Origin of the sequence: Streptomyces sp. NBC_00984, from assembly GCF_045162475.1 — a bacterium.
Taxonomy (GTDB): domain Bacteria; phylum Actinomycetota; class Actinomycetes; order Streptomycetales; family Streptomycetaceae; genus Streptomyces.
Map to the genome: position 1 here is coordinate 2,654,166 of NZ_CP108734.1, position 26,599 is coordinate 2,680,764.

Consider the following 26,599-nt stretch of genomic DNA (forward strand, 5'->3'; position numbering starts at 1 on the left):
ATGAGCCAGGCGGCGCAGAATCTGAACTGGTTGATCACCAACTTCGTGGACAACACCCCCGGGGTGTCGCACACGGTGGTGGTCTCCGCCGACGGACTCCTGCTGGCCATGTCCGAGGGATTCCCCCGTGACCGTGCCGACCAGCTGGCGGCCGTCGCCTCCGGGCTGACCTCGCTGACCGCGGGCGCCTCGCGGATCTTCGAGGGCGGCGCGGTGAATCAGACAGTTGTGGAGATGGAGCGCGGATTCCTCTTCATCATGTCCATTTCCGACGGATCGTCCCTTGCCGTTCTCGCACATCCGGACGCCGATATCGGTCTGGTTGGGTACGAAATGGCCCTTCTCGTCGACCGTGCGGGCAGTGTCCTCACCCCGGACCTCCGTGCCGAACTGCAGGGAAGTCTTCTTAACTAGTAGACAGACAGTGCGTTTCACGCCACCGGGCCATAAGGTGCGGTGGCGCGGACCCACTGGGATCGGGACCGGCAGTCGGAGGAGGAATCGTGGACACACCCCAGGGCGGACACCCGTACAACGGTGGCCGACAGGTACCGGGTGAGCACGGGGACAACCGGTTCAACTTCCCCTCGGCACCGAGCGGACAGGGCGCCCAGCAGCCTTACCGGCCCTACCAGCAGCCGCAGCAGCCTCAACAGCCGCCGCAGGGCAGCCGGCAGGCTTCCGGGTGGCCCCCGCAGCGTCCGCACCGTTACGACCCGCCCCGGACCCCCCGTATTCAGCCGGTGCAGCCGCGGCAGACCCCCGAGCCTGCCGCGCCCTCCGCGCACAATCCGCTGGTTCGTCCGTACGCCATGACCGGCGGCCGGACCCGACCGCGCTACCAACTCGCCATTGAGGCGTTGGTCAGTACCACGGCCGATCCGTCCCGGCTGCAAGGGCAGTTGCCCGAGCACCAGCGGATCTGCCGGCTGTGCTTCGAGATCAAGTCGGTCGCCGAGATTTCGGCACTGCTCTCGATCCCGCTCGGCGTTGCCCGGATCCTCGTAGCCGACCTGGCAGAGGCCGGACTCGTCGCTATCCATCAGCCCGGCGGCGACGAGTCCGCCGGCGGCCAGCCAGATGTGACACTGCTCGAAAGGGTGCTCAGTGGACTTCGCAAGCTCTAGCGGCGGAGCAGCCCGCTCCACTACCTCGGCGAAGATCGTGGTGGCAGGGGGCTTCGGCGTGGGTAAGACCACGTTCGTCGGTGCCGTCTCGGAGATCAATCCGCTGCGCACCGAAGCCGTGATGACGTCCGCGTCCGCGGGCATCGACGACCTGACGCACACCGGGGACAAGACCACCACCACGGTGGCGATGGACTTCGGTCGCATCACCCTGGACCAGGACCTGATCCTGTACCTCTTCGGTACGCCCGGTCAGGACCGTTTCTGGTTCATGTGGGACGACCTGGTCCGCGGCGCCATCGGCGCCGTCGTCCTCGTCGACACCCGCCGCCTCGCCGACTGCTTCCCCGCTGTCGACTACTTCGAGAACAGCGGCCTTCCCTTCGTCATCGCCCTCAACGGCTTCGACGGACACCAGCCCTACACCCCCGACGAAGTACGCGAAGCCCTCCAGATCGGCCCCGACACCCCGATTCTGACCACGGACGCGCGACACCGCGCCGACGCGAAGAGTGCGCTGATCACGCTCGTCGAGCACGCGCTCATGGCGCGGCTGCGGTAGCGGGCCCACGGTCCGGACGTACGAAAGGGCCCCGCACTCCCGAAGGCGGGTTCTAGCGATCCCCGCAACACCCTGGATTTCAGGGAGTTGCGGGGATCGTGGATTTTGAGGAGTTGAAGGCGCGGTTCTTCGAGGCGCTGGACCGGGAGAACGGGAGTGTCTCGGGTGCTGCTCGGGCGGTTGGGGTGAGCCGACACACGGCGGCGGGCTGGGCGCGGAAGGCCGGCGTCCGTGGTCGTGGGAAGACGGGCACCAGTGGGCATCCGGGGCGGGCGGAGTACGACCGGCTTCGCGCGTCGGGGGTGCGACGACGGGATGCCGCGGCGCAGGTCGGGGTCCACGAGCGCACAGCCAAGGACTGGGACCGCGGGATCCGGAAGATCGGCAACGCGCGCCTGCACCCCGATGGGCGAAGGATCGACTACACAACGGGCATGACCAGCACCGTCGCCGTCACGTCGGCGCCCTCTCTTGCGGCAGTCGAAGCCGAGCTGCACCCACGGTTCCTGACGGTGGCCGAGCGGGAGTTGATCGCCGACATGCGTCGTGAGGGCCGCTCACTGCGGGCGATCGGACGGGCACTGGGCCGGCCGGCATCCACCGTCAAACGTGAGATCGATGCCCGTTGCGTCGAGGGCGTCTATCAGCCCCACCGGGCACAGCGGGCCTGGGCGAAGAGCCGGGCACGCCCCAAGCAGTCCAAGCTCGCCCACGACGGTCCGCTGCGCGAGTACGTCGCGGGCAGACTGCAGCAGCAGTGGTCACCCGAGCAGATCTGTCACGCTCTGGTCATGGAGTTCCCCGACGACGAGGGTATGCGGGTGAGTCCGGAGACGGTCTACCAGGCGATCTATGTCCAGGCCCGTGGCGGGCTGCGGCGCGAGATCGCACTCGCGCTGCGCACCGGGCGCACCCGCCGCAAGCCACACCGTGGCCCGGAGCAGCGCACTCGCCGGTTCGTCGACGAGATGGTGATGATCTCCGAGCGGCCTGCCGAGGTCGAGGACCGGGCGGTGCCCGGCCACTGGGAGGGCGATCTGATCGTCGGCCCCCGCAGCGAGAGCGCGATCGTGACGTTGGTCGAGCGTTCCACCCGCTACGTCATGCTCGGGCATCTGCCCGGCGGACACACCGCCGAGGAGGTCCGTGACGTGCTGGTGCCCTTGATCCAGACCCTGCCCGCGCACCTGCGCGGCTCGCTGACCTGGGACCAGGGCTGCGAGATGGCCGCGCACAAGCAGTTCACCGTCGCCACGGGAGTACCGGTCTACTTCTGCGATCCGCACTCCCCTGGCAGCGCGGATCGAACGAGAACACCAACGGTCTGCTGCGGCAGTACTTCCCCAAGAGCACCGACCTGTCCGTGCACAGCGCCGCAGACCTCGAACACGTCGCTCAGCAACTCAACGGCCGACCACGCAAAACGCTCGGCTGGAGAACCCCAGCCGAGCGCCTGCGTGATCTACTGACGACCGCATAGGCCATCAGGTGTTGCGAGGACCCCGAGAATCCGCCCGAAGGAGTGCGGGGCCCTTTCACGCGTTGCGGGTCAGCCCTGCCAGGAGTGCGGGGCGCGGAAGCCCGGCGTGCGCTCCAGGCGGCGCCACCCGGCGGTGTTGCGGCCGCGGTGGGCGGCGGGCGCGGCGGGCCGGGCTGCGGCGCGGGCGAGCAGGACCGCGGTTATCGCAGCCAGCTCCTCGGGGCCGGCGAGGCCCTTCTCGACGCGCAGGACGGACTCGGCAGCAGTGGTCATGGGTGGTTTCTCCGTCTTCTCGGCAGGCAGGTCTTCGCGGGCTCGGCAGGGGACTGCGCGGAGTGCGGACTACTGCGGGGGGTTGCCGTGCTTACGGGACGGCAGGTCGGCGTGCTTGGAACGGAGCATGGCGAGCGAGGCGATCAGCACCTCGCGGGTCTCGGCGGGATCGATGACGTCGTCGACCAGGCCGCGCTCGGCTGCGTAGTACGGATGCATCAGTTCCGCCTTGTACTCCTTGACCATGCGCTTCCGCATGGCTTCCGGGTCCTCGGCGTCGGCGATCTGCCGACGGAAGATGACGTTGGCGGCGCCCTCGGCGCCCATCACCGCGATCTCGTTGGTCGGCCAGGCGTACGTCAGATCCGCACCGATGGACTGGCTGTCCATCACGATGTACGCACCGCCGTAGGCCTTGCGCAGGATCAGCGAGATCCTCGGCACCGTGGCGTTGCAGTACGCGTAGAGCAGCTTCGCACCGTGCCGAATGATTCCACCGTGCTCCTGATCGACCCCGGGCAGAAAGCCGGGTACGTCCAAAAGAGTGATGATGGGAATGTTGAATGCATCACACATCTGGACGAAGCGGGCCGCCTTCTCGGAGGCCTCGATGTCCAGGACCCCTGCGAGGGACTGCGGCTGGTTGGCGACGATGCCGACGACCTGGCCGTCCATGCGGGCCAGGGCGCAGACGATGTTGCGGGCCCAGCGTTCGTGGATCTCCAGGTAGTCGCCGTCGTCGACGAGCTCCTCGATGACCTTGTGCATGTCGTACGGGCGGTTGCCGTCGGCCGGGACCAGGTCCAGCAGGACGTCGCCGCGCCGGTCGGCGGGGTCGTCGCTCGCGGCGGTGGGCGGGTTCTCGCGGTTGTTGGAGGGCAGCATCCCGATCAGGTAGCGGACCTCGGCGATGCAGGTCTCCTCGTCGTCGTACGCGAAGTGCGCGACGCCCGAGGTCTCGGCGTGCACATCGGCGCCGCCGAGCCCGTTCTGGGTGATCTCCTCGCCGGTGACCGCCTTGACGACGTCCGGTCCGGTGATGAACATCTGCGAGGTCTCGCGGACCATGAACACGAAGTCGGTCAGCGCCGGGGAGTAGGCCGCGCCGCCCGCGCACGGGCCGAGCATCACGCTGATCTGCGGGATGACACCGGAGGCCCGGGTGTTGCGCTGGAAGATCCCGCCGTACCCGGCGAGCGCGGAGACGCCCTCCTGGATACGGGCGCCCGCGCCGTCGTTCAGCGACACCAGCGGGGCACCGGCCGAGATGGCCATGTCCATGATCTTGTGGATCTTCGTGGCATGGGCCTCGCCCAGCGCACCGCCGAAGATCCGGAAGTCGTGCGCGTAGACGAAGACCGTACGGCCGTCGACCGTGCCCCAGCCGGTGATGACACCGTCGGTGTACGGCTTCTTCTCCTCCAGGCCGAACCCGGTCGCCCGGTGCCGGCGCAGCTGCTCGACCTCCTTGAACGAACCCTCGTCGAGGAGCAGCGCGATGCGCTCGCGCGCCGTCAGCTTGCCCTTGGCGTGCTGCGCCTCGGTCGCCCGGTCACTCGGTCCGCGACGGGCCTGCTCACGCAGCGCCAGCAGTTCGGCCACACGGCCACGGGTGTCGCTCGGCTCGCCCGGGGTTTCGTCCACAACGGTCATGTACCGACCCTACGAAGCCGAGCAACTAAACCCTGCCGTCGACTCCGTACAGTCTCCTGACCCGTTTCCTGGTGGAGCCCGACAGAATCCGGGCGGCGTGCAGGCGAAGTACCAGCCAGTACGGGTCAGTCTTTGTGCGAGTCCGACAAAGGATCACTGTGGCCCGCTGCACACGCCTGTCAGCCACTCGGTGTGGTCCGGTCGGGCGTTCCGGGCGCGTTCGGAGTCCCGGGCGCGTTCGGCGCTCTGAACACGTTGGATGTCGTCCAGCCGTTCGCGCACCGGGGCATCGGGGTGGGCGATGGTCAGCAGCACCGCCTCGTAGAAGGCGTCCCGTACGGCGGCGGGCATCACGTCGGACGCGTCCAGACAGAGCGGCACCTGCCGGTCGGTGAGACGATCGCTGATCTGCTTCTCGACCGTACCGCTCCTGGCGGGCACGTCGGAGTTCGGTGAGAATACCCCGGCTCTGCGGCCCCACTCCTCCTGGGCCGGGCGCGAGGTGAGCCGGGTGAGCAGATCGCGGGCCTGTGCGGAGTCGCCGAAGAGGGCGGCGAAGTCGGCGGACACCTCGCGGCCCCTGATCTTCGGGCCCGAGGGCAGCAGCGGCGCGGAGTCCGTGAAGGCGGCCCGCCCGCTGTGGTCCCCGTAGAAGGACCGGGCGAAGGAGCCCTGGTGCTCCAGGTCGCAGCCGCCGTCGAAGAGCAGTCCGCGCCCGCCGGGGCCGCCCCGGTGGTCGCTGAGCAGGGCCCGGCGGGCGGCGTCGGGGTCCTGGGCCAGCAGGCCGGCCCACAGGCTCCAGGCGTTGACCACTGGACCGGCCGTCCAGTCCAGGTCCCCGGTCGCCCATCGCTCGTACTTCACCCGGCCCGCCGTCTGCAGGATCAGGTCCTCGATCCAGTCGCTGCCCGGCCAGCCCGAGGCCCCGTCGTCGCCCATGCCGATGCACCAGGAGGTCAGCGGTGTGGGGTGGGCGGGCGGCGGCCGGTCCTTGCGGTACCAGACGATGCTCTTGAGGTCCGCCTTGAGCGGCACCCAGAGATCCGCCTCTATGCCCCTCGCCTGCGGTTGCCAGGGCCTGCCGTACTTCGCGGCCGCGCCCTTGCCCAGCGGGTACAGCCGCCCCTCCGCGGCGTACTCGACGAGGTCCCCGACGCCCGGCAGGATCGCGATGTCGGGCGGGTTGCCCGCCTGCACCGCGGCGAGCAGGACCTCCCGGGTGGCGGCGGTGCCCTGGTAGGTGTACGGGGTGCCCAAGGTGTCCAGGACGGCCTTGAAGTGGGTCTCCTGGTTGTCGGTCCACGGCCCGAGGATCGTCACCTTCGGCTGGTCGTCGCCGCCGCCGGGCGCGGCGAGTCCGCAGCCCGCCGCGGTCAGCGCCAGACACAGGACGAGCAGGAGGGCGCGGGCGCGCAGCATCATCCGGTCCTCCAGTAGTCGGCGTTCAGGTGCCGGCCGATGCCGATGGCGGGCAGCAGCACGATCAGGGCACCGGCCGCGAGCGCCCCGTAGTAGATGCCGCTCTGCCAGCCCTGGGCGGCCAGTCCGGCGCGGACCCGGGTCGATGTGTCGGTGACGGCCTGCTGGGATCCGGCCAGGTCGCTGTGGTCGTGGGCCTGTTGCTCGATCCGGATCAGCCCGTCGCGGGCGGCGCCCAGCCGGTCCTGGGTGTTGCTCGTCGCGATCAGCGGGCCCGTCGCCAGGAAGACGATGGCCAGCAGCGAGACCAGCAGGCAGAGATCGAGACTGTGGCCGCAGCGGGTGCGCAGCACCCACAGTGCGGAGAGGGTGATCAGGACCATGGCCAGCAGGCCGAGTTCGGCGACCGCCCAGCCGGACCACTGCGAGGGGCTCATCGAGCTGAACGCGTCGATCCGGGCCATCTGGTGCCCCTGGAGGACGTCCAGGCGCGGCACCACACCGGTGCCCTCGCGGGTGAGGAGCATCTCGGCCTCGGCGAACTTCTCCTTCTGCATCAGGTCGTCCGACACGTACTTCACGGCGCCGGGGGTGATGGAGCTGCTGTACGAGGTGAGCACCCCGTTCACGGTTTCAAGTACGCCCCGGCCGCGGTCCCCGTCGATCTGTACGTCGGAGAGCCGGGACAGGCCCTGGTCGGCGGCGGCGAGCTGGTTCTCGTAGCGGGCACCGGCGCCGACCACATCGGCGATGCCGCTCTTCACGGAGCCCTCGGCCTCCTTGTGGGCGCGCAGCAGGGCGAGCTGGGTGGCGGCCACGCCCTGCACGGCGGGGGCGCCATGGGCGCGCATCTCGCCCGCCGAGATCTGGACCTCGCGGTACGAGACGAGCAGGGCGCTCATCGAGACCAGGGCGGCCACCAGCATCGCGGCCAGGTGCCGCTCCAGCAGCCGCCGGGTCCTGGACCGGTAGGCGCTCCTGCCCGATCCGGGTCGGATCCTCACAGCGGCCTCCCGCAGTCGATGCAGAACACGGCCGCGGGTCCGGCCGGATGGTCGCAGTGCGGGCAGGGGACCGCCGGTCCGTCCCGGGTCGTCGCGGGCAGCTCCACGGGGTGTCCGGAGGTGATGCTCAGCATCCCCTGGCGGACGGCGCCCGGGTCGACGGTCGGCCCGACCCGGACGACGCCCCGCGGGCCGTCCACGATGCGGGCGACCTTGCGGACCTCGGCCAGGGCCCAGTCGGCGGCGATCTCGGTGGCGAGCCGGACGGCGAGTCCGAGCTGGGCCTCGGCCCGCTCGCGGCTCTCCAGGTCGAGGGCGGCGTACCCGTGGTTGAGGGCGGTCCGCATCTGCGTGGAGACGTTCATGGTGTGGACGTCGCGGTCGGCGGCGCCGGAGATGCGCGCGGTGGCCGCGGCCGTTCCCGACGGCAGCCAGCGGACCACGACCGCTTCGGTGGCGCCGCCGACGGTGACCGCGGCGAGCTGGAGGGGCACGCCCAGCGGGTCGTTGCTCGCGTCGACCCGGAGCGTGAGGAGGTAGTCGCGGGACTCCGGTTCCCACTGGTGGGTGCGGAACTCCAGCCGGCGCGGATCGTCCCGGACCGGGTCCGGCTCCAGCCGCTGCTGGTGCGGTGCGGTCTCGGTGAGCGTCACTTCCCGCACCGCCGGGCGCACGGACACCTCGATGGGGAGCTCGGGGCTGCGGACCCGGCGCAGCCTGCCCAGGGCCGTGGCGACGGCGGGGGCGAAGGCGTCGGGCGAGGAGACCGCGGCGCCGTGCAGCCGTTCCGCTACGGCGATCAGCGGAGCCGGGTCCCAGCCCGCTCCCGGAGCGATGACATCGGCGGTGAACTCTCCCTCGCAACGGGTGAGTTCGGTGCTCAGCGCGCTGTCCGGGCGGGCGGCGTCGTCCTCCTCGGCCCGGCTGCCGCCGTCGGTGACGAGCAGCAGATGCCGTACGGGAAGGGCGCGTTCGGCGAAGAGTTCACGGGCCCTGGCCAGCCAGCTGGTGTATCCGGCCGGCTGCCGCCCCTCGTCGGCGGCGGCGATCCGTCCGACGCTGAAGGCGGCGTGGCGCCGGTCGTCGGGATCGGCGAGCGCCCACCGGCCGCGCAGCGGGTAGCACTGCGCGGCCCCGCCGCCCAGCACGGTGTAGGAGATTCCGTCGGGCAGGGCGCCCACCGCTTCGGTCAGCGCCGCGACGGCCGCGTCACGCCGCCCGGCGGCCACGTCCACCGCGATGACCAGGGCGATGTCGACGGCGGGAATCCGGTCGCGCGGCCCGACGGCGACCGCCCGGACCCTCACATGGGCGTCGATCCGGGCGTCCTGGTCCGGCCGGTGCCTCTTCGCGACCTGGACGGACAGGCCGATTCCGAGGCCGGACAACGCGGCGGTGCGGCCCATTCAGCTGCCTCCGGGGGTACGGCGTCGGGGCGGGAACCAGAAACGGGTCTGCGGGCGGACGGCGTGCGAGAGGTCGATGAGCTTCTCGTGGTCGGCGGTGTCCTTGCACTGGCGGGCCATCCAGCGGTAGCACCGCGCCAGTTCCTCCCGTACGGCCGGTTCCCCGGGCACCGGTGCCGGTGGCAGTCCGCGCCGCCACCAGCGGCCGTCGTACCGCGGGCCGCGGGTCTCGGCCCGGACGGCGTCGAGCTTCCACTCGTACAGTTCGGTGCGCAGCAGCCGGGCCGCTTCGTCGCCCGTCACCACGGACGCCGGATGCGGTCCCGGGCCGCCCTCGCGCAGCGGGACCGCGGCGAGCACGGCGTCGATCCGCCGCTTCCCGGGCAGCGGCCGGTCGCCCGCCGCGAGCCGGGCCGCCCGGATGCGCAGCGCGGCGATCCGGGCGACGGTGTGGTCCCGCGACTCGTCCGGCACCAGGTCCAGGACCTCGACCGCCGCGTCCCGGTCGCCGCGCGCCAGGGCCAGCCTGGCCAGGCCCAGCGCGGCACCGACGTGGGAGGGGTTGCGGGCGTGCACGGCCCGGAAGAGTTCGTACGCCGACGGGATCGCACCGGCCGGACGGTCCGGGCCGAGCTGTTCCGTGACGTAGGCCAGGGCCAGCTTCGCGGCGTACTCGCCGGGCAGCGCCCGGTGGACGGCGGCGAAGTGCTCCAGGGCGGCCTCCAGCAACTGCCGCCGGTCGTCCAGGACCTCCGCGCTGCGCAGCGCGACGAGCCCCCAGTGCCAGCTCAGCCGCCACTGGCGCACCGGTCCGGGGCCGGGGATGGCGTTCGCCGCCTCCACCTGTTCGCGTGCCCGGTTCAGCGCGTCGCTGCCTTCCTGGCCGAGCAGCAGCCGGGCGTTGTGCAGGCAGATCTCCACCGACCGCTCCCCCTCGGCGGGCTGGGCCAGCAGCCGGCCGGGGTCGTAGCTGCTCACCAGGAACCGGGCGGCCTCCGGGTCCCCCGGGTAGGGCCTGGGCACCGGCAGCCGCCGGGCGATCTCGGTGGGGGTGGGGAGCCCGGAGTCCAGGGCGGGCGCCTCGCGCGTCTCGTCGCGGCGGTGCGGGGTACGGCCCAGCCAGTGCGCGTAGTCGGGGACGGAGCCCAGTCCGGCGCCGAGCAGTTCGGTGGACGGGGTGAAGTAGGCGGACGGTTCGGTCCGGTCCCCTTTTCCGCGCAGCGCCCGGATCTCGCGCAGCACTCCGCGCAACTGGCCGGCCATCTCCTCGGCGTCGGCGAACCGGCGTTCCGGGTCCCGGTCGGTCGCCCGCTCCACCACCAGGCGGAACGAGCTGATGCCGAGGCCGGGTACGTCGTCGCCGACCGCCCAGCCCGCCAGTTCGGCCAGGGTCACCCCGACCGTGTGGATGTCGTGGGCGATGGTCAGCGCACTGCCCCTGACCGTCTCGGGCGCGGCGTACCTGGGGGTGATGACGGGCGGCGGCCCGGCGGACCGGCTGCCCCGCACCCCGCCGAGGTCGATGACCTTGATGCCGTCGTGCTGGTGGACGACGTTGGACGGCTTCATGTCCCCGTACAGGAATCCCATGCCGTGCAGATGGGCGAGGGCTTCGAGGATCTGGCAGCCGTAGGTGATGACGTGTTCGATGTCGAGGACGAAATTGCCCTGCCGGGTCGATTCGACGACGGCGGAGAGCGTGCGGTCGCCGACGTCCTGCATCACGATGTAGCCACCGGACACCGTGCCGTCCGCGCTGCTGGTGCTGACGAAGTCCCGGATCTGGACGATGCGTTCGTGCCGGATGGCGACGAGGCTGCGGCGTTCCTCGGCGGCCTGGGCGGCGCCCCGTTCCGCGTACCGGTTCAGCATCCCCTTCACGGCGACGAGGTCTTCCAGGTGGGTGTCGCGGGCGAGGTAGACCCAGCCCTGGCCGCCGTGGGCGATGGGGCCGAGGATCTGGTACTGGTCCTGGAGCAGCGGCCCGTCCCGGTCGAGTTCGGGGCGGTAGGAGTACGGGGCGCCGCACCTGGGGCAGTGTCCCTCGTCGGGCGGTGGGGCGGCGGTGTACGGGGCGACGAAGTACGTGGCGCAGGACTTGGCGGAGCAGCTCATCCTGACGTGCGCCTGTGTCACGGCGGCGCTCAGCCGCTGTGCGGGGGTGCTCGGGCGGAGCCGGGGCAGTTCCAGCAGTGCCCTCGGCCCGCACTTGTCGGGGGCGGTGGGCAGCGGCGGGAGTCCCGGGCCGTCCTCGGAGCGGCCGCAGGTGTCGCAGTGGCCGGTGGGCTGCACGGCGCCCTCGCAGGGGGCCCCGGTGAACCGGCGGTGCGGGCAGGGAATCCTCATCGGCGGCCGGCCCTGCCCTGGTCGCCGCGCGGTCCGGGTACGCCCGCCGGGCCGCGCCTCGCCAGATCCGCCCGGAGCTCGCGCAGCAGCGCGCGCAGGGCGCCGAGCCGCTCGTACGGGTCGCCGACGGTACGCAGTCGTGCCAGCTGCTGCCGGCGGCGGGCCGCGCCGGTGCGCGGCAGGGGGCTCAGGGAAGCCGACTCCACCAGGCCGTTCAGTCCGGCCCACTCCGTCTCGATGTCCTCGACGCGCCGGACCAGTTCGGCGGCCCGCTCGTCGAGGGCGGGCAACAGCAGGTGCCGCGCCACCTCGGCCGTCTCCTCACCGCCGCTGTCGCGCACGATGACGAGCACCCGGAAGCCGAGCTCCCGCACCCGTGCGAGCAGGGGCACCAGCCGGAGCGGCTGCCGGTCCTCGTCGAGTCCGATCACGGCGAGGCTGGGCCCCGAACTCCCGGGCTCCCCGTCCGCCGGCCGCCTGGGCGCGGTGCCGCCCGCGAGCAGCCAGTCGCGGTATGCCTGGGCCTGGTGGCGGGGCGGCCGGAGCCTGGTCACCAGCTCGTCGACGAAGTGCTCGGGGGTGGTGCGTCCGCCCCGGTAGACGAGATGGGCGCGGTGCAGATGGTGGCTGAGGGTGCGGTCGCGCCCGCCGCCGCGCGGTACGACGCTGAAGCGCACCGCGGGCTCGTCGCCCCCGGCGAACCACCTCCGCAGCCGCCGGTCCAGCCCGTGGTCCCAGCCGTCCGGCCCGCTCAACTCCGCCACCAGCGGCACGAGTTCGGCGATGCGATCGACCGGGATCATGTACGAGAAGGCCAGGTCGTTCTCGGCGGGCGGCGCCAGATCGAGGTCGCCGCGCCAGCTGACGACCATCCCGACGACCCGCTCGGGCGATCCCGACGGTCCGCCGCGCACCTGGACCGCGGCCCCGCTGAACCCCGGTTTCACCACCTGCTCGTTGCGCGCGGCGTCGAGCTGGATCCACGCGCCGTGCGCTCCGCTGATCCGCCCGGTCAGCCACATCCCGTCGGCGAAGGACCGCGCGTACCCGCCGATCCACACCTCGTCGCCGCGCTCCAGGCTCCGTTCGAGTGTCGCGGGGGTGGCGTGCGGGCGCGGGCTCTCCAGGGCGAGTACGGCGACGTCCTCGCGGGTCGCGCCCAGACCGGGCAGCCAGCCGCCCTCCGCCACATGTGCCCCGACCGGGGCGATGGCGGGGTTCTCGGCGAATTCCACCCAGATCCGGGCGTCCGGCTCCCCCACCACGTGCGCGCAGGTGAGCACCCGGTCCCGGGTGAGCAGCACACCGGCCCCGCAGACCGGCCCGTCCGCGTCGCCCCGCCGTAATCGGATCCGCCAGTCCGCCTTCAACTCCCCCATACCGCAAGAGAATACGCGCGTAGCGGGCGCCGCACCCAGCCCCTGGACGTACTCCGGTCACCCGGCGTCCACCGGTTGTCACGCGACGGGGAGGCCCGCCCCGGGCACGCGTGAGGCGGGACGGGTGCGCCCGTGGTGCGCGCCCGCCCCGCCTCACCGGGGTTCAGCCGCCGCAGTGGAAGCGCGCGTCGCCCCAGTCCGCGTGGTCGTTGCCGTTGCCGTCGCCGCCGTCGCCGACAACCAGTTCGACGTACTTGGCGCCGGTGACGTCCGCCGTCAGCGACCAGGCGCTGTCGGCCGCCTTCAGCACGGGCGACTTCACCTTCTCGGTGCCGTCGGCCGTGACGGAGAACTGCACGCTGCCGGCGCTCTTCTGCACGTCGTCCACGCCGACCCGGGCGGTGAACGAGGTGCACTTCCCGCCCAGGTAGTAGCGGACCTTCGCCGGTGCGTGGCTGCCGAGGCCCTTGGCGTAGACGGTGCCACCGATGGTCAGCGGGGAGCCGTCACCGGTGCCGGTCTCACCGTTGGAGAGGTCCTTCTCCACCGGGCCCCAGCCGTTCTCGGAGGCCGTCCAGTCCAGGTCGCTGGCCCAGCTGTCGGTGGTGGGCGGCGGTGGCAGGGTCCGTACGGAGGTCTGCGCGCGGAGCGTGCGCTGTGCGCCGCCGACGGTGTACTTCGCCTCGGAACTCAGACTGTATGCCTGGTACTTGGCGTCGACCGGCGGGGTGACCTGCCAGCTGCCGGTGACCTTGGCGCCCGCCGCGACGGAGTCGAAGGTGACGGCGCCCGCGGGCTCCGCCTGCCAGCCCTCGGGTACGGACAGGCTCAGGGCGACGCCGGTCGCCGCCGTCGCCTCGTAGTTGGTGAACGAGGCCTTGACGGTGTTGGCCGTGCCCGGCTCCAGGGTCTCGGCGGCCGGGTCGACGCCGAGGGTGCCGCAGGCGGCCTGTTCGGAGGCGGGGGCCTGGCCGAGGTCGGTCACGGTGAAGGAGTCGAGGACGAAGTCGGCGCCCTCGGGGGCGTCGTCGCGCTTGCGCAGTCCGGTCCAGGTGTCGCCGCAGCCCGCGGTGACGGTCTCGGCGAAGTGGCCGGTGGTGCGCTGCTGTCCGATGGCGGTGGTCCGGGTCTCGACCGAGTCGGGCTTCCCGTCGGCGGTGATCCGGTCGTAGCCGTCGACCCACTCGTAGGCGCCCGCGTGGCTGGACTGGTAGTCGTACTCGACCTTGTAGCGGTGCCCGTCCGTCATCGGCACGGTCCAGGGGGCGGTGCGGTAGACGAGTCCGGCGTTCTCCTCGTGGGACTTGAGGGACTCCTTGCCGCTGATCACGTCGTCGATCAGCTTTCCGTTCCAGCCTGCCTGGGTGTACGGGGCGTGCAGCTGGGAGATGACGGTGCGGGGGTCGGTGGAGCCGCCCGCGTCGCCCTTGAGGAAGGGGCCCCAGCCCTGGTCCACGGCCTCGAAGTCCTCGTAGGAGAGGGTGTTCTCCTTGGTCTTCGGGGCGCCCGCGACGATGCGTACGTCATCGGCCCGCACGCTTGCGGCGCTTCCCTTGGCCGCCTCGATGCGCAGGGTGGTGCGGCCGTTCGCGGGGGCGGTGAAGTTCACCTTGGCCCGCTGGAAGTACGTACCGTGCCGCTCGGACGCGGCGACCTGGTCCTTGGCCGTGGAGCGGTCCACGGCGACGGACCCGCCGCCGATCGAGAGCGTGGTGTGCCGGGTCTTCCCGGGCTGGACCTCGATGAGCGCGGACGCGGTGTAGCGCTTGCCGGGGGCGAGGCCGTCGATGCGCTGCGAGAGTGCCGCGGTGGCGCTGCCGGAGAGCTGGGCGCTGTTGAGGCCGTTGCCGTCGGTCTCCCGGGCGACGGTTCCGGTCTTCGACCAGGCGCCGAGCCCCTTGTCGTTGAAGCCCGGGTCGTCGACCGGGGTGCCCTCGCCCCACTTGGGGTCGGCGGCCTTCGGCGCCTGATGCGGGTAGAGGACGTACGGCTGACCGGCCTTGGCGGTCAGCGTGATCCTCCCGCCGGACGGCTTGACCGTGCCGGCCTTGACCCGCCCGTTGTCGGTGAGCTCGTAGACGGTGTACGTGCCGTTCGACGGCACCGCCCAGCTGCTCGTGCCGCCGGACTTGCTGTAGTGGTAGAGCTTCTTCCCGCCGTCCCACGGCAGCAGGTAGTCGGTGCCGCTCAGGACCTTGCGGCCGTGGTCGTAGAAGGTCCGCCTGCCGTCCTCGACCGTGCCCCGGACACCGCCGGTGAAGGTGATGTCGTTGCCGTCCCAGCGGGTGATGCTCTGCTGCTGGAGGTACTTCGCAGGCAGGTTGCGCTGCCAGATGTTGTTGCTGAAGGCATTCCAGTCGGTCTCGCCGGTCCAGCCCTCGAACTCCTGGATCGCGGTCTGGCCGAGGACCGGGTCGTTGTTCCAGACGTCCTTCTCGCCGTTGCGGATGAACCGGATGATCTTCGAGTTGAGGCCCTTGTTGGTGGCGGGGCCGTAGTCGAGGTCATTGGCCCAGTGCGACCAGAGCGAGCCGCGCTCGAATTTGTCGGCCCACTCGGTGGCGACGTTCCAGCCCTGCTTCTGCACTTCCTGGAGGGTCTTGTCCGGGATCCAGCCGTGCGTGTAGTAGACGTCGAAGTAGAGCAGGCTGAGGTTGCGGTCCGTCTCGTCGCGTAGCTGCTGTATCCGCTTGGCGAGGTCGCCGCTGTTCACGTCGCGGCGCTGGTCGATGTAGTAGCTCTGGCCGAGCCAGTTCCAGCCGGGCTTGGCCTTGTCGACGAGCTTCTCGTCGAAGGCGTCGGCCTCCGGGTACGCCTCTGTGTCGTTGATGTGGACGCCGAAGGTGGCACCCCACTTCTTGCCGTCCTTCAGGAGCTCGTTGAGGTCCTTCAGCCCGCCGGCGCGCTTGTTGTAGTTGCCGCCGTAGTCGGGGTGGGCGGAGTCGTGGCCCTCGGAGGCGTACCCCTTGAGGAGCGCCATCTGCCCGAGACCGTCGGTGGCGAGCGAGATCCGCTTGACGTCGTCCAGCGTGCGCAGGAAGGGGTGGGTGGCCTGGCTGGCGAAGTTGAACGGAATGTGGGTGATGACCCGGTCCGGGGTGTCCTTGCTGCCGGGCGCCGTGACGCCGATCGAGCGGAACGCGACGGCTCCGTCCTGCCAGTCGACCTGCTTGTCGCCGTTGGCGTCGGGAGTGACGACGACCTTCGCCCAGGGCAGGTTGTCCCCGCTCTCCGGCTTCGGCGCCCCCTCGCCGCGGTAGGTCCACTGGCCGGACCAGACACCGACCCGGACGCTGCCGTCGTCGGCCTTGCGGGCCTGGTGCCAGAACCGGGCGTCGTCGCCGCCGGTGGCGCCGGACGGCTTGTCGTACGAGGAGTTGGACTCGACGGCCGCGGCGAGCGAGCCGGTGTTGACGATCGCGTACGAGGCACCCACCGGCGCCTTGTCGGCGGCGGTGTCCGCGGTGACCTTCGAGAAGACGTCGGCGGTCTTCGTCGAGTCGTTGTCCAGCCGGGTGAAGGCGGTGGCCCCGCCGGTGTCCGCGGAACCCACGGAGACCAGGTCGTGGCCGGGGATGTCGATGGTGCCGACCCGGAACGCCTCGGTGTCGCGCACGGCCGTCACCTTGAAGGTGGTGGCGCGTCCGGAGACGGAGAGCGAGGCGTCGATCTCGATGCCGGGCAGGTCGGTGAAGACCAGCGTGTAGCGGGCGGCCGAGGCGGTGACCCGGGGGGCGCCCTTGAGCTTCACCGGGTGCGCGGTGCCGTTGAGGGTCACGGCGGTGACCGGCTGGGTGCTGCCGAACAGCTGACTGCCACTGGCCCTGTCGGTGTACGCCAGGACGCGCGGGAAGTCGTCGGCGACGGCGACCGAGAGCTGCGCGGATCCGATGACGGTGGCGCCCGCGGGCACGGCCGGCTCGACTGCGGCGGGTGAGGGAGCGGAGGCGGCGGTGGCGGGGAGCGCGGTCCCCACCAGCGCCAGGACGGCGGCTGAGGCGGCGGCGACAGCGCCCGCCGAAGTGAATCTTCGCGACATGTGCTCTGAGTAGTCCCCGTGACTGGACAGCGTCAACGACGTGCGGCTTCTGGGGGCCCTCCAGTCCAACAACCGCGTTGCGTAAGTCCAAGTGGACGGTACGTGTCCGCAGTTCGGCGCGTGGGGTGCGCGGCGCGGGCGTCAGCCGTGTCGTCCGTCGGTACCGGGGTCCTCGGGGCCGCCGGACGCATCCGGCTCCGCCGCTTCGGTGTTCTTGCCTTCCGCCCAGGTCAGGGTGGCCACCAGGGACCGGAACGCGGTGCGGTAGACGCGCGGACCGGTGCCCGTGTGGTGCTGGAAGTGGTGGCGCAGGTTGGCAGGTGTGCCGAAGCCGGTGCGCGCGGCGATGCGCTCCACCGGCTCGTCCCCGCGCTCCAGCAGCCGCTGCGCCGCCTGGACGCGGGCGCGCAGCAGGTACTGGAGCGGGGAGAGCCCGGTCTCCGCCTGGAAGCGCCGGTTCAGGCCGCGGACGGTGAGCCCCGCGTGGTCGGCGATGTCGTTCAGCGCCAGCGGGTGGTCGAGGTGGGCCTCCATCCACCGGATCGTGGGCCCGAGGGAGTGCGGGCCGGCCCGGAGGCGGGACGCGGCGGGCGGGGCCTCCTCGGCATCGGCGTCGGCGGGTGCGTGGAGCTGCATGAAGACCTGCCGCTCCGTCTCGATGGCGACCGGCACGCCGTGGTCCAGGGTGATCAGGTGCAGGCAGAGATCGAGGCCGCCCAGCACTCCGGCCGCGCTGTGGAAGGGGTCCGCGTCCACGACGGCCCCCTCCGGGTCGACGTCGATCAGGGGATGGCGCCGCGCCAGCTCCGCCGCGTACGGTCGCCCGGTGGCCGCCCGGCGCCCGTCGAGGAGCCCGGTGGCGGCGAGGGCGAACGTCCCGGTGCCGAACGCGCCGATGCGGGCTCCCCGGTCCGCGGCGGCCCGCAGAGCGTCGGCGACCCCGGCTTCCGGCTCGTCGCGGAAACCGGCGTGGCCGGGCAGCAGTACGGTGTCGGCGTCCGCCAGCCCTTCCAGCCCCCAGGGCGTGTCGATGACGAAGGGCGCCGGGGAGCCGGTCCCGCGAAAGCCGGGAGTGGTGCAGTACCGCAGCTCGTACGCGACATGCGGGTGCTGCCGGGCGGCGGTGCCGAAGCACATTCCGGGCCCGGTGAGTTCATGGCCCGGCACCCCGTCGAGCGCGAGGACGGCAATCACTGGCATGTCCAGAATTTAGCCGAGGGTGACATCAGGGCCGCTTTTTCCGGACGGGCCCGGTACGCAGGATGGGTGTTGCGCGGCACCGGAAGCGAGACGACGCCCGGCAGCCGGTTCGCATACCCACCACGCGCATGACGCACCTCGGAACGAAGGAATCACCCGTGTTCACACGCAGTTCGACGTCCGCCGCCCCGTCCCGGTCCCGTAAGTCCCGCTCCCGTCGTGCGGGACGGTGCGCCGCCGTCGCCCTGGCCGCGACGGCCTGCGTCACGGCCCTGTCCGGCAGCGCCAACGCCATCGTCAACGGGCAGGAGGCCACGCAGCATTACCCGTTCATGGCCACGCTCCCGCAGTGGGCGGGCGAGGTGCACGCCCAGTGCGGCGCCTCGCTGATCAACTCGCGGTGGCTGGTGACGGCGGCCCACTGCGTCAACCCGAAGACATTGGACGGCATCGTCCGCATCGGTTCCAACGACCGCGAGTCCGGCGGCACCGTGCGCCACATCAAGCGGACCGTCACCCACCCCGCCTACGACGTCGAGTCCAACCCCAGCAGGAACGACATCGCGCTCGTCGAGCTGGACCGCCCGGTCAAGGAAAAGCCCATCCGCATCGCCAAGTCGGTGGGCGGTCCCGGCACCCCGACGCGCCTGCTCGGCTTCGGCACCGTCCTCGACACGGACGACCTCTCCAAGGCGGTGTTCCCGGACAAGCTCAAGCAGCTGGACACCCGCATCGGCGCCGTGAACGAGTGCTCGCCCGGCCGCGCCGACAAGACCCGGATCTGCACGATCAGCAAGACGCCCGGCGCCATGGCCTGCTTCGGCGACTCCGGCGGCCCGCAGATCCAGCACGGCCGGGACGGACGCTGGGAGCTGGTCGGCGCCACGTCGGGCGACGGCGACACCGACCCGACCTGCGGCACCGGCCCCGGGATGTACACCAACGTTCCCGCGTACGCCAAGTGGATCGACAAGACCATCCACGCGCACCGCTGACACGACACGCACCCGGGCGGACAGTCCGTCGGCCCGCCCGCCCGGGTGCGCCCCGATCACCGCAGCCGCCCGTCCCCTTTGCCCTCGGATAGATTCTGAACATGTCCGTAATCGCCGTTCTTGTGCCCGACAGGCTCCCCGGACACCAGCTGACCACCCCCGGGCTGGTCTTCGGGACAGCGACGACCGGCCACCCCGGCGCCGACTACGAGGTACGCCTCTGCGCCGCCCCCGGCCTCACCACCACGGGCGCACCCGCCCCGCTCCGGATCTCCGTCCCGTGGGGGCTCGACGGCCTCGCCGACGCGGACATCGTCCTGATCCCCGGCCAGGACGGCGACGGCCCCCGCGACGAACCCACGCCCGAGGTGCTCGCGGCGCTCCGGGCCGCAGCCGCGCGCGGCTGCCGCATCGGCGCGATCGGCACGGGGGTCTTCGCCCTCGCAGCCACCGGCCTCCTCGACGCCCGCCGCGCCACGACCGGCTGGCGCCACACCGAGGAACTGGCCCGCCTCCACCCCCGTATCGAGGTCGACCCGGTCGGCACGGTCGTGACCGACGGCCGGTTCCTCACCTCGGCCGGGATCTTCGGCAGCATGGATGTCTGCCTGCGCCTGCTGGCCCAGGACCACGGCGAGCGGGTGGCCGGTGAGACGTCCCGGGAACTCCTCACCCCGCTCCTCCCCCACGGCGACCGCGTCCAGGAGACCATCGACCGCGAACTCACGGAGAGCGCGGGCATCGAACCGACGCTGCGCTGGCTGGAGACCCGCCTGCACCTCCCGCTGACCCCGGCGGACCTCGCCGCGCACGCGGGGATCAGCGTCAGCAGCCTCAACCGCCGCTTCCACGCACAGACCGGCGCCACCCCGCCCCAGTACCTGCTGCGCCGGAGGCTGGAGCGGGCCCGCGAACTGCTGGAGGACACCGACGAGGGGGTGGAGCGGGTGGCGGCCCGGTGCGGCTTCGCCTCGCCGGCCGGCCTGCGCCACCACTTCTCCCGGCTGACGGGCACCACACCGCGTGCCTACCGCAAGAGCCACCGAGCGGCGCACCCGGCGGCCGATGCGTGACGGCCCCCGCTCACCAGCGCAGGGCCGTGAAGTCGATCGGCCGGGGCCGCAGCAGCGCCGTGCGTTCCGCCAGCGCGTGCAGCCGCCGGGACATCTCGTCGGCGTCCCGGCGCTGCCGGTCGCCGTGGCCGGGCAGCACCCACTCGAACCGCAGCTGCCCCGCCGTCCGCGCCAGTGAGGCGGCCAACTCCTCGATGGAGTACCAGGTCACGCTCTCCGCGACTTCGAGATCATCGGTCGTACGCGACCAGTAGAAGCTGTCGCCGCTGAAGCAGTACCGGCCGTCCGCGAGATAGAGCACGCTGCCCCGGGTGTGGCCGGGCAGCGGATGGGCGGTGACGCCCTCACCGATCTCCACCGGGTCGAGCCCCCGGATCACCCGGTCCGCGTCCGGCGCCGCGTCGAGGTCCCCTTCGTGAATCCACAGCCGGGCGCCGAAGTGGTCGGCGTATCGGCGCCCGTGCGCAACGTGATCGCGATGGGTGAGCAGCACATCGGTGACGGGCCCGGTCGTCGCCACGTACCGCTCGGCCAGTCGGGGGCTCCAGCGCGGGGTGTCGATCATCATGACCGTGCCGGACGGGCGCCGCAGGAGGTAGGAGTTGGCGCCGGCGGTGTGTTGCGAGTTGTGTCCGCAGATCAGTACGCCGTCGTCCAGCGCCATCGGGAACGGGTCGAGCGAGGGGTCCGGCTGTCCGGACGCGGGCCGGATCGAGCGGGTGTGGCAGGCGAAGACGGCAGCGTGTAAGCGCCGGTTCTCCGCCTCGTCGCCCGGCTGCCGCAGGATCCGCGACGTCCCTTCCTCCTCTCCGATCAGCTCGGGTGCGAACTGTCGGGCCACGTCGCAGTTGGTGCAGCGGTCGTCCACGTACCAGTCGTCCACGGCAGGGTTCCTTCCACTTCCACGGGAACGGCCCCGTCGAGGGCCGCCCCTCCAGGGATAGCCCACGCGCGGCCGGAACCGGTAGACCCCGCCGACACCTCGAACTCGCACCACACCACCTTGCCCGGGTTCCGCTCCCCCACCCCCCACTTGTCGGCGAGCGCCGCCACCAGCCGCAGCCCGCGGCCCCCTTCCTCATCAAGATCCGCCCAGGAATCGGCGACACGGACCTCCCCGTCACCGCTGTCGTGGACCTCGATGCGCAGGATGCCGTCGACCGGTTCCAGGTGGATCCGGAGGCGGAATCCACGACCGGGCGGTACACCGTGCAGCAAGGCATTGGTGACGAGTTCGCTCACGCAGAGCAACACGTCGTCCGTCCGCGCCTCGCACGCCCAGTCGACGAGCGCCGCACGCACGAACTGCCGTACGAGCGGGACGGACCGGCGTTCCCGGCGGTGGAACACCTCGCGGAAGTGGGGGAGTTGAGTTGTCTCGATCACGCTTCCAACGTCACACAAAGTCACTACGGTTGAGCAGCGCGTCGGGTCGTACAGCGGCGATGTACGACTTCTGACGGGTCATCCGGGGTTCGTGACGGGGAGAGGCAGTTCATGCAACCGGCAAAGAAGAAGAGCAAGCGGATCACGTCCTGGCACCTGATCGGCGCCCAGCTGGCGATGTTCCGAAGGGCGGCCCGAATGACCCAGGCGGCCCTGGCCGAACGGTGCTCCGTGGGCGAGGACACGATCGCTTCGATCGAGCAGGGGCGCAGAGCGCTGCAGTGGGACTTCGCGGTCCTGCTGGACGAACTGCTGGACACGAAGGGGGCGTTGCAGGTTGCGGTGGAGAAGGTGCCGAAGAAGGAGCGGTTCCCGGCGTTCGTTCAGGACTTCATCGACTACGAGCAGGAGGCACTGACCCTGCTCTCGTACGAGAACCAGGTGGTGCCGGGACTGCTTCAGACCGAGGAGTACGCCCGGTTCATCTTCTCCTGCCTGTACCCGCCCCTGGAGGAGGACGAGCAGGAGGAGTGGGTAGCAGGCCGAATCGATCGGCAGAAGCTCCTCAACCGCAAACCCCGCCCCATGCTCCACTTCCTGCTGGAGGAGAGCATTCTGCGCAGCAAGATCGGCGATCCCGCCATGATGCGGGAGCAGATCCGCCATCTGCGCCGGTGCATGGAACTCCCGTTCCTGGGGCTCCAGATCATGCCGATGGAGCTCCCGAAGCATGCCGGGCTGGCGGGGCCGATGGTGCTGCTGGAGACCCCAGATCACGACCACCTCGTCTACGTGGAGGGTCAGCTGACCAGCTACCTCCACGAGGACCCAGATGACGTCAGTGTGCTCCAGCAGAAATATGGGATGCTGCGTTCGCAGGCGCTTTCCGTCGAGGCGAGCGCACGCCTACTGGACGAACTGCTTGGAGAGAGATGACCCGCGCAGCACACCCGGCCCGTCGTACCGCCGCCCTCGCCTGGTTCAAGTCCAGCTACAGCAGCGGCCAGGGCGGCGACTGCGTCGAAGTCGCCTACGACTGGCACAAGTCGAGCTACAGCAGCGACCAGGGCGGTAACTGCGTAGAGGTGGCCGCCCACCCCGCCGCCGTCCACATCCGCGACTCCAAGGTCACCGACGGCCCCGTCCTCACCGTTCCCCCCACCTCCTGGACCGCGTTCCTGGACGCCACGGTCTGACGGTACTGCGGCCCGGCGCACCGGGCCGCGCCCCCCTCTCGTTGTATCGAGTTGTGAAGACTTCCCATTTTTGAGAGCGCTCTCAGTCACAAGTCTTGACTCATACCTGCGACCGTCACGAGAGTGGTTCGCACCACGGACGCCCCGTCGACTTCACTCCCCGCACGATCACCCCGTCCGTGGCCCCCCACACACCTCGGGAGTCCTCTCGTGATTTCGCGCAGACTGTTCCTGACGGGCGGCGCCGCCGCCACCGCGACCGCCCTCACCTACCCGGCCTGGGGCAGCGCCCTGAGCCCGAGCGCCTCCGCCGCCCCCGCCACCTGTGAACTGGCCCTGGAGAACCGCTCGTTGCCGGGCAGGGTCAATGCCTATGTCACCGGCCACGAACACGGCACCGACCGCTGGGTCCTGCTGCGGGCCGACGGCAGCGTCTACCACCCCGACTCCCCCGCCGCACCGCAGACCCCACTACCGGTCGACTGCGCCATCCCACTGAACCCGGCAGGCGGTGCGCCGGTGGTTCTCACGCTCCCCCAGATGTACGGCGCCCGCGTCTACTTCGTACGCGACGACACCCTCACGTTCTATCTCAACCCCGGCCCCGCCCTGGTCGAGCCGGCGTTCGCGACGTCCACCGACGCCAACTACGGCCGCACCTGGTCCTTCTGCGAGTTCACCTTCAATCCTCAGCAGCTGTACGCGAACATCAGCTACGTCGACCTGGTCACCGCACTGCCGATCGGCCTGACCCTGACCGGCGACGCGACGCACACCGTGGCACCGCTCCCGGACGGCGCGGTGCAGCGGATCGCGGACGGCCTCACTGCCCAGGCCGCCGCCGACGGCCAGCCGTGGGACAAGCTGGTGATCCGCAGCGCGGACGGCAACGTACTGCGGGTGATCTCGCCGCAGAACCTGATGGCACCGTTCTTCGACCGCCCGGACGAGATGCCGTTCCGGGACGTGTTCACTTCCTACATCGACCGGGTCTGGGAGAAGTACCGCTCCACCGACCTGCGCATCGACCTCCAGGGCGGCCGGGGAGTACGCACCGGCCGGGTCAGCGGCGACCTTCTGACCTTCGAGGGCGGCCACACCTTCACCAAGCCCGTCTCCAAGGACGTCTTCACCTGCAACCACGGCCCGTTCGCCAACAACCCGGGCGACCCGGACGACAAGAAGGCCCTGCTGGCCCGCTTGGCTTCCGGCTTCAACCGCTCCCTGATGCTCACCCACCCCGACCAGCCGAACGGCACCTCGACCGCCGACTACTACCAGGACCCGGCCACCAACCACTGGTCCCGCGTCGTCCACGCCAACACCCCGATCGGCTACGCCTTCCCCTACGACGACGTCCGCCCCGACGGCGAACCCGACGTCTCAGGCGCCGCCAACGACGGCAACCCCCGCCGCTTCACGGTGACCGTGGGGGCCTGACCCGGCGACTTCGGCCCGCACCGAGGCGCGGCGGATGAGGAGTTCGCCGTCGACGTCGTAGAGTTAGGTGGTGCCCAGGGCGGGCTTGGTGCCCACTGCCGGTTCGGTGGTGGAGGCGAGTTCGCCCTCGGTGTTCCAGCCCAGGGTCTGGGTGCCTTGAGTGCCGGAGCGATGGGCCTGGCGTCCGGGGCCGGCCGCGCGCTGCATGTGGATGCCGTACTCACCGCCGTGGTGCTGATATTCCTGCCCGCCGCCCACACCTTCTTCCGCGCTCGCGGTGCGGGGCAGACCGCCCCGCACCGCGGCCGCGTCCGCCGAATCGCCGCCGGGGGGCCGGCCGGTCAGCCCGAGGTGGGCGGGGTTCGGCCGTCCACCTCGTACTGGCCGACTTCGATGAAGTGGCGAAGCTCTTCCGGGGTGCCGTCCACGATTTTCTGGGCCGCCGCGCGCAGGGCGTCGCTGATGTTCGGGTCGGCCAGGATCCTGAAGACGGCGACGCGGTCGTCCTCGGCCTGGGCGATCCGGAGGCCCGTCTCCAGGAAGTAACGCAGGTCCTCGGGCGTGCCGTCCAGAGCCTTCTGGGCCTCCCGGTAGACACCCTTCCCGGTCTTCGGGTCGGCCAGGATCTTGAGAATGGCGACGCGGTCGTCCTCGGCCTGGGCGATCCGGAGGCCCGTCTTCAGGAAGTTGCGCAGGTCGTCGGCCGTACCGTCGAGGGCCTTCTGGGCCTCCCGGTAGACACCCCTGCCGATGTTCGGCTCGGCCAGGATCTTGAGGACGGCGATGCGGAGTTCCTCCTCCGACATCGAATCGTAGGGGGACTCGTCGTCCTGTGTGGCCGACGCGGTGGCGGGCGAGGAACCCGCTGCGGCGGCGAAGGACGGGGTGGAGAGCAGCAGGGCCGGGGCCAGGGCGCCTGCGGCCACGGCCAGCGCCGCACGGGTGAGTCTCATGTGGGTACCTGCCTCGGGTGGAGGAATGGCCGGTACGTCGCGCACCGGCAGCCGCGCGGTCCGGCGGCGAGGCATCTTCCCAAGGAGCGGCATCCGGCACATTTCCTGGACCGAGCAGTGTTCGCCGCCGGCTCGTTGCCGACGTGATCACGCACCCGTGCGGGTGCCCCGACCGGCGAAGGGGGCACCCGCACGAACTGACGCTCGCTGCGCGGAAGTCAGCAGCCGCCGCAGTTGTAGAACGTCACATCCCAGTGGCTGCCCTCGTCGGCGTAGATGTTGCCGGAACCCGCCTTGTACTGGGGGGCGCCGTCACCCCGCACACCGATGTAGGTGAAGACGTTGTGGATGTAGTTGGTGAGGCAGGTCGACTTGGCGAAGTCGAGCTTGTAGCCGTTCCAGTGCGAGTACGTGCCACTGGCGTGCCCGGTCTCGGTGCCGCCGGTGATGTTCAGCGCGCAGCCCGTGGCGCTCTTGAGGGTCTGGGCGCCCTGGGCGGTGGCCAGGTTGAGCTGGTCGAACGAGGTGCAGGTGGCGACGTTGCGGTTGGAACAGCCGCCGGAGGACGACCAGGTGACCCCGGAGGAGTTGAACCGGGCGGCGGCGTCGGCGTGGGTGAGCTTGGTGTCGGCGTGGGCCTGGGTGGCGCCACCGCCGAGGACACCGACGCCCGGGGCGAAGAGAACGCCCAGGACAAGGGCGAATGCGGTCAGGACGGGGCGCAGTCTCATATGGGACAGCATGGGGGGACTCCTCCTGCTCATGACAAGTACGGGCAGGGAGATACTGCCCGAGTTCTACGCGCGTCCGCCAGAGGGTGGCGGCAATGACAGGCGGCAATTGGGCTGCCGTTCGGCCGCCGTTCGCAACATCTCGCAGTTTCGTTCGCGACACACATCGCCCTTGATGTTGAACATTGAACTAGATCGCGCTACAGTCCATCTCGTTGAAGGTTAAACAAAAGCTTCGACCACCGCTCGACCCCGCGCTCGATCACGTCCCCCGAGGAGGAGCCATGGCTCTGTTCAACCGCAAGAACAACAACGCCCCGTCCGCCACCGCCACCATCGCCCCCGCCGTGGACCCGGCCCTCGCCGCCCTCACCGGTGACTACGCGATCGACCCGGCCCACAGCAGCATCGGCTTCACCGTGCGCCACGCCATGGTCACCAATGTGCGCGGCACCTTCGGCGAGCACGAGGGCAGCCTCAAGCTGGACGGCACCGACCCGGCGAACTCCACCGCGTCGATCGACGTCAAGATCGCCAGCGTCGACACCGGCATCTCCGACCGGGACGGCCACCTGGTCGGCGGCGACTTCTTCGACGCCGCGAAGTTCCCGCTCATGACGTTCCGCTCCACGCGGGCCGAGCAGCTCGGCGGGGACACGTACCGCGTCACCGGTGACCTGACCATCAAGGACGTCACGCGTCCGCTCGCCATCGACCTGGAGTTCAACGGCTCCGCCACCGACGTCTACGGCAACGAGCGGGTCGGCTTCGAGGGCAGCGCGGACATCCTGCGCTCCGACTGGGGCCTGACCTGGAACGCGGCACTGGAGACCGGCGGCGTGATGGTCAGTGACAAGGTCAAGCTCAACTTCGACATCTCCGCCATCAAGTCCGCCGCGACGCAGGCCTGACGCCCCCGACACTCCGTCGCCCGGCA

At 70.9% G+C, this 26,599-nt stretch carries 22 protein-coding genes and 2 pseudogenes; 10 read left to right on the plus strand and 14 right to left on the minus strand.

What is annotated here, in order from left to right; genetic code table 11:
- The 4 genes and pseudogenes from OG520_RS11450 to OG520_RS11465 all read left to right on the plus strand — a co-directional run bounded on the left by OG520_RS11450 (position 1) and on the right by OG520_RS11465 (position 3,169).
- A complete protein-coding gene (locus OG520_RS11450; protein ID WP_006127847.1) occupies positions 1-414 on the plus strand; it encodes a roadblock/LC7 domain-containing protein in 414 nt (137 codons plus the stop codon).
- 89 nt (positions 415-503) lie between these two features.
- Positions 504-1,127, plus strand: a complete 624-nt coding sequence (locus tag OG520_RS11455; RefSeq protein ID WP_406013093.1) for a DUF742 domain-containing protein — start codon at positions 504-506, stop codon at positions 1,125-1,127.
- Complete coding sequence (locus tag OG520_RS11460; protein WP_014048542.1) at positions 1,108-1,689, plus strand: ATP/GTP-binding protein; 582 nt, start codon at positions 1,108-1,110, stop codon at positions 1,687-1,689. Before OG520_RS11455 ends, OG520_RS11460 begins: the two co-directional genes overlap by 20 nt.
- Before the next feature lie 302 nt (positions 1,690-1,991).
- Positions 1,992-3,169 (plus strand): annotated as a pseudogene (locus OG520_RS11465) (IS30 family transposase).
- A 69-nt stretch (positions 3,170-3,238) separates the two neighbouring features.
- Here OG520_RS11465 and OG520_RS11470 read toward each other — a convergent pair.
- The 9 genes from OG520_RS11470 to OG520_RS11510 all read right to left on the minus strand — a co-directional run bounded on the left by OG520_RS11470 (position 3,239) and on the right by OG520_RS11510 (position 17,888).
- Positions 3,239-3,442 (minus strand): acyl-CoA carboxylase epsilon subunit, encoded by a 204-nt coding sequence (locus tag OG520_RS11470; RefSeq protein ID WP_399333216.1) that lies wholly within the window; start codon positions 3,440-3,442, stop codon positions 3,239-3,241.
- A 69-nt stretch (positions 3,443-3,511) separates the two neighbouring features.
- The gene (locus tag OG520_RS11475) at positions 3,512-5,095 is read right to left on the minus strand and encodes an acyl-CoA carboxylase subunit beta (RefSeq protein ID WP_072487290.1); all 1,584 of its coding nucleotides are present in this window, start codon (positions 5,093-5,095) and stop codon (positions 3,512-3,514) included.
- A 153-nt stretch (positions 5,096-5,248) separates the two neighbouring features.
- Positions 5,249-6,517, minus strand: coding sequence for a carbohydrate ABC transporter substrate-binding protein (locus OG520_RS11480; RefSeq protein WP_406013094.1), 1,269 nt, complete (start codon positions 6,515-6,517; stop codon positions 5,249-5,251).
- The gene (locus tag OG520_RS11485) at positions 6,514-7,518 is read right to left on the minus strand and encodes a hypothetical protein (protein WP_406013095.1); all 1,005 of its coding nucleotides are present in this window, start codon (positions 7,516-7,518) and stop codon (positions 6,514-6,516) included. Before OG520_RS11485 ends, OG520_RS11480 begins: the two co-directional genes overlap by 4 nt.
- On the minus strand, positions 7,515-8,924 hold the full coding sequence (locus tag OG520_RS11490) for a hypothetical protein (RefSeq protein WP_406013096.1): 1,410 nt from the start codon (positions 8,922-8,924) through the stop codon (positions 7,515-7,517). Before OG520_RS11490 ends, OG520_RS11485 begins: the two co-directional genes overlap by 4 nt.
- Positions 8,925-11,270: a tetratricopeptide repeat protein gene (locus OG520_RS11495; protein ID WP_406013097.1), complete on the minus strand. Its 2,346-nt coding sequence runs from the start codon at positions 11,268-11,270 to the stop codon at positions 8,925-8,927.
- The gene (locus OG520_RS11500) at positions 11,267-12,649 is read right to left on the minus strand and encodes a serine protease (protein WP_406013098.1); all 1,383 of its coding nucleotides are present in this window, start codon (positions 12,647-12,649) and stop codon (positions 11,267-11,269) included. The genes OG520_RS11495 and OG520_RS11500 overlap by 4 nt, the downstream gene beginning before the upstream one ends.
- A 163-nt stretch (positions 12,650-12,812) precedes the next feature.
- On the minus strand, positions 12,813-16,688 hold the full coding sequence (locus OG520_RS11505) for an endo-alpha-N-acetylgalactosaminidase family protein (protein ID WP_406013099.1): 3,876 nt from the start codon (positions 16,686-16,688) through the stop codon (positions 12,813-12,815).
- 141 nt (positions 16,689-16,829) lie between these two features.
- Positions 16,830-17,888 carry a GlxA family transcriptional regulator gene (locus tag OG520_RS11510; RefSeq protein WP_406013100.1) on the minus strand — a complete coding sequence of 353 codons (1,059 nt, stop codon included), beginning with the start codon at positions 17,886-17,888 and terminating at the stop codon, positions 16,830-16,832.
- Positions 17,889-18,046: 158 nt separating this feature from the next.
- Here OG520_RS11510 and OG520_RS11515 point away from each other — a divergent pair, with 158 nt between their 5' ends.
- Both OG520_RS11515 and OG520_RS11520 read left to right on the plus strand, forming a co-directional pair.
- A complete protein-coding gene (locus tag OG520_RS11515) occupies positions 18,047-18,883 on the plus strand; it encodes a S1 family peptidase (protein WP_406013101.1) in 837 nt (278 codons plus the stop codon).
- 101 nt (positions 18,884-18,984) lie between these two features.
- Positions 18,985-19,956 carry a GlxA family transcriptional regulator gene (locus OG520_RS11520; RefSeq protein ID WP_266427040.1) on the plus strand — a complete coding sequence of 324 codons (972 nt, stop codon included), beginning with the start codon at positions 18,985-18,987 and terminating at the stop codon, positions 19,954-19,956.
- Positions 19,957-19,966: 10 nt separating this feature from the next.
- Here OG520_RS11520 and OG520_RS11525 read toward each other — a convergent pair whose 3' ends face one another.
- Together OG520_RS11525 and OG520_RS11530 are read right to left on the minus strand one after the other, a co-directional pair.
- The gene (locus tag OG520_RS11525; protein WP_399335616.1) at positions 19,967-20,839 is read right to left on the minus strand and encodes an MBL fold metallo-hydrolase; all 873 of its coding nucleotides are present in this window, start codon (positions 20,837-20,839) and stop codon (positions 19,967-19,969) included.
- A 92-nt stretch (positions 20,840-20,931) separates the two neighbouring features.
- Positions 20,932-21,342 (minus strand): annotated as a pseudogene (locus OG520_RS11530) (ATP-binding protein); the annotation flags it as partial.
- A 111-nt stretch (positions 21,343-21,453) separates the two neighbouring features.
- On the opposite strand from OG520_RS11530, the gene OG520_RS11535 reads away from it, so the two are divergent.
- The 3 genes from OG520_RS11535 (at position 21,454) to OG520_RS11545 (ending at position 23,978) form a co-directional block, all read left to right on the plus strand.
- Complete coding sequence (locus OG520_RS11535; protein WP_406013102.1) at positions 21,454-22,278, plus strand: helix-turn-helix domain-containing protein; 825 nt, start codon at positions 21,454-21,456, stop codon at positions 22,276-22,278.
- Complete coding sequence (locus OG520_RS11540; protein WP_406013103.1) at positions 22,275-22,538, plus strand: DUF397 domain-containing protein; 264 nt, start codon at positions 22,275-22,277, stop codon at positions 22,536-22,538. The genes OG520_RS11535 and OG520_RS11540 overlap by 4 nt, the downstream gene beginning before the upstream one ends.
- Before the next feature lie 210 nt (positions 22,539-22,748).
- Entirely contained in the window at positions 22,749-23,978 is a 1,230-nt protein-coding gene (locus OG520_RS11545) for a glycoside hydrolase family 64 protein (protein WP_406013104.1), read from the plus strand.
- 63 nt (positions 23,979-24,041) lie between these two features.
- Here OG520_RS11545 and OG520_RS11550 read toward each other — a convergent pair whose 3' ends face one another.
- The 3 genes from OG520_RS11550 to OG520_RS11560 all read right to left on the minus strand — a co-directional run bounded on the left by OG520_RS11550 (position 24,042) and on the right by OG520_RS11560 (position 25,674).
- Positions 24,042-24,236 (minus strand): hypothetical protein, encoded by a 195-nt coding sequence (locus OG520_RS11550; protein WP_406013105.1) that lies wholly within the window; start codon positions 24,234-24,236, stop codon positions 24,042-24,044.
- Positions 24,237-24,319: 83 nt separating this feature from the next.
- Positions 24,320-24,931: an ALF repeat-containing protein gene (locus OG520_RS11555; RefSeq protein ID WP_406013106.1), complete on the minus strand. Its 612-nt coding sequence runs from the start codon at positions 24,929-24,931 to the stop codon at positions 24,320-24,322.
- 218 nt (positions 24,932-25,149) lie between these two features.
- Positions 25,150-25,674, minus strand: a complete 525-nt coding sequence (locus OG520_RS11560; RefSeq protein WP_266427027.1) for a hypothetical protein — start codon at positions 25,672-25,674, stop codon at positions 25,150-25,152.
- Between the two features lie 272 nt (positions 25,675-25,946).
- Between OG520_RS11560 and OG520_RS11565 the strand changes: the two genes are divergently transcribed.
- The gene (locus OG520_RS11565; protein WP_399335604.1) at positions 25,947-26,573 is read left to right on the plus strand and encodes a YceI family protein; all 627 of its coding nucleotides are present in this window, start codon (positions 25,947-25,949) and stop codon (positions 26,571-26,573) included.
- Positions 26,574-26,599: the final 26 nt, after the last annotated feature.

What these genes read in the sequence shown, in the direction of transcription:
- OG520_RS11450 (WP_006127847.1), top strand. Translation starts at nt 1, where the DNA reads ATGAGCCAGGCGGCGCAGAATCTGAACTGGTTGATCACCAACTTCGTG.
- OG520_RS11470 (WP_399333216.1), bottom strand. Translation starts at nt 3,442, where the DNA reads ATGACCACTGCTGCCGAGTCCGTCCTGCGCGTCGAGAAGGGCCTCGCC.
- OG520_RS11475 (WP_072487290.1), bottom strand. Translation starts at nt 5,095, where the DNA reads ATGACCGTTGTGGACGAAACCCCGGGCGAGCCGAGCGACACCCGTGGC.
- OG520_RS11480 (WP_406013094.1), bottom strand. Translation starts at nt 6,517, where the DNA reads ATGATGCTGCGCGCCCGCGCCCTCCTGCTCGTCCTGTGTCTGGCGCTG.
- OG520_RS11490 (WP_406013096.1), bottom strand. Translation starts at nt 8,924, where the DNA reads ATGGGCCGCACCGCCGCGTTGTCCGGCCTCGGAATCGGCCTGTCCGTC.
- OG520_RS11495 (WP_406013097.1), bottom strand. Translation starts at nt 11,270, where the DNA reads ATGAGGATTCCCTGCCCGCACCGCCGGTTCACCGGGGCCCCCTGCGAG.
- OG520_RS11500 (WP_406013098.1), bottom strand. Translation starts at nt 12,649, where the DNA reads ATGGGGGAGTTGAAGGCGGACTGGCGGATCCGATTACGGCGGGGCGAC.
- OG520_RS11505 (WP_406013099.1), bottom strand. Translation starts at nt 16,688, where the DNA reads ATGTCGCGAAGATTCACTTCGGCGGGCGCTGTCGCCGCCGCCTCAGCC.
- OG520_RS11510 (WP_406013100.1), bottom strand. Translation starts at nt 17,888, where the DNA reads ATGCCAGTGATTGCCGTCCTCGCGCTCGACGGGGTGCCGGGCCATGAA.
- OG520_RS11520 (WP_266427040.1), top strand. Translation starts at nt 18,985, where the DNA reads ATGTCCGTAATCGCCGTTCTTGTGCCCGACAGGCTCCCCGGACACCAG.
- OG520_RS11535 (WP_406013102.1), top strand. Translation starts at nt 21,454, where the DNA reads ATGCAACCGGCAAAGAAGAAGAGCAAGCGGATCACGTCCTGGCACCTG.
- OG520_RS11540 (WP_406013103.1), top strand. Translation starts at nt 22,275, where the DNA reads ATGACCCGCGCAGCACACCCGGCCCGTCGTACCGCCGCCCTCGCCTGG.
- OG520_RS11555 (WP_406013106.1), bottom strand. Translation starts at nt 24,931, where the DNA reads ATGAGACTCACCCGTGCGGCGCTGGCCGTGGCCGCAGGCGCCCTGGCC.
- OG520_RS11560 (WP_266427027.1), bottom strand. Translation starts at nt 25,674, where the DNA reads ATGCTGTCCCATATGAGACTGCGCCCCGTCCTGACCGCATTCGCCCTT.
- OG520_RS11565 (WP_399335604.1), top strand. Translation starts at nt 25,947, where the DNA reads ATGGCTCTGTTCAACCGCAAGAACAACAACGCCCCGTCCGCCACCGCC.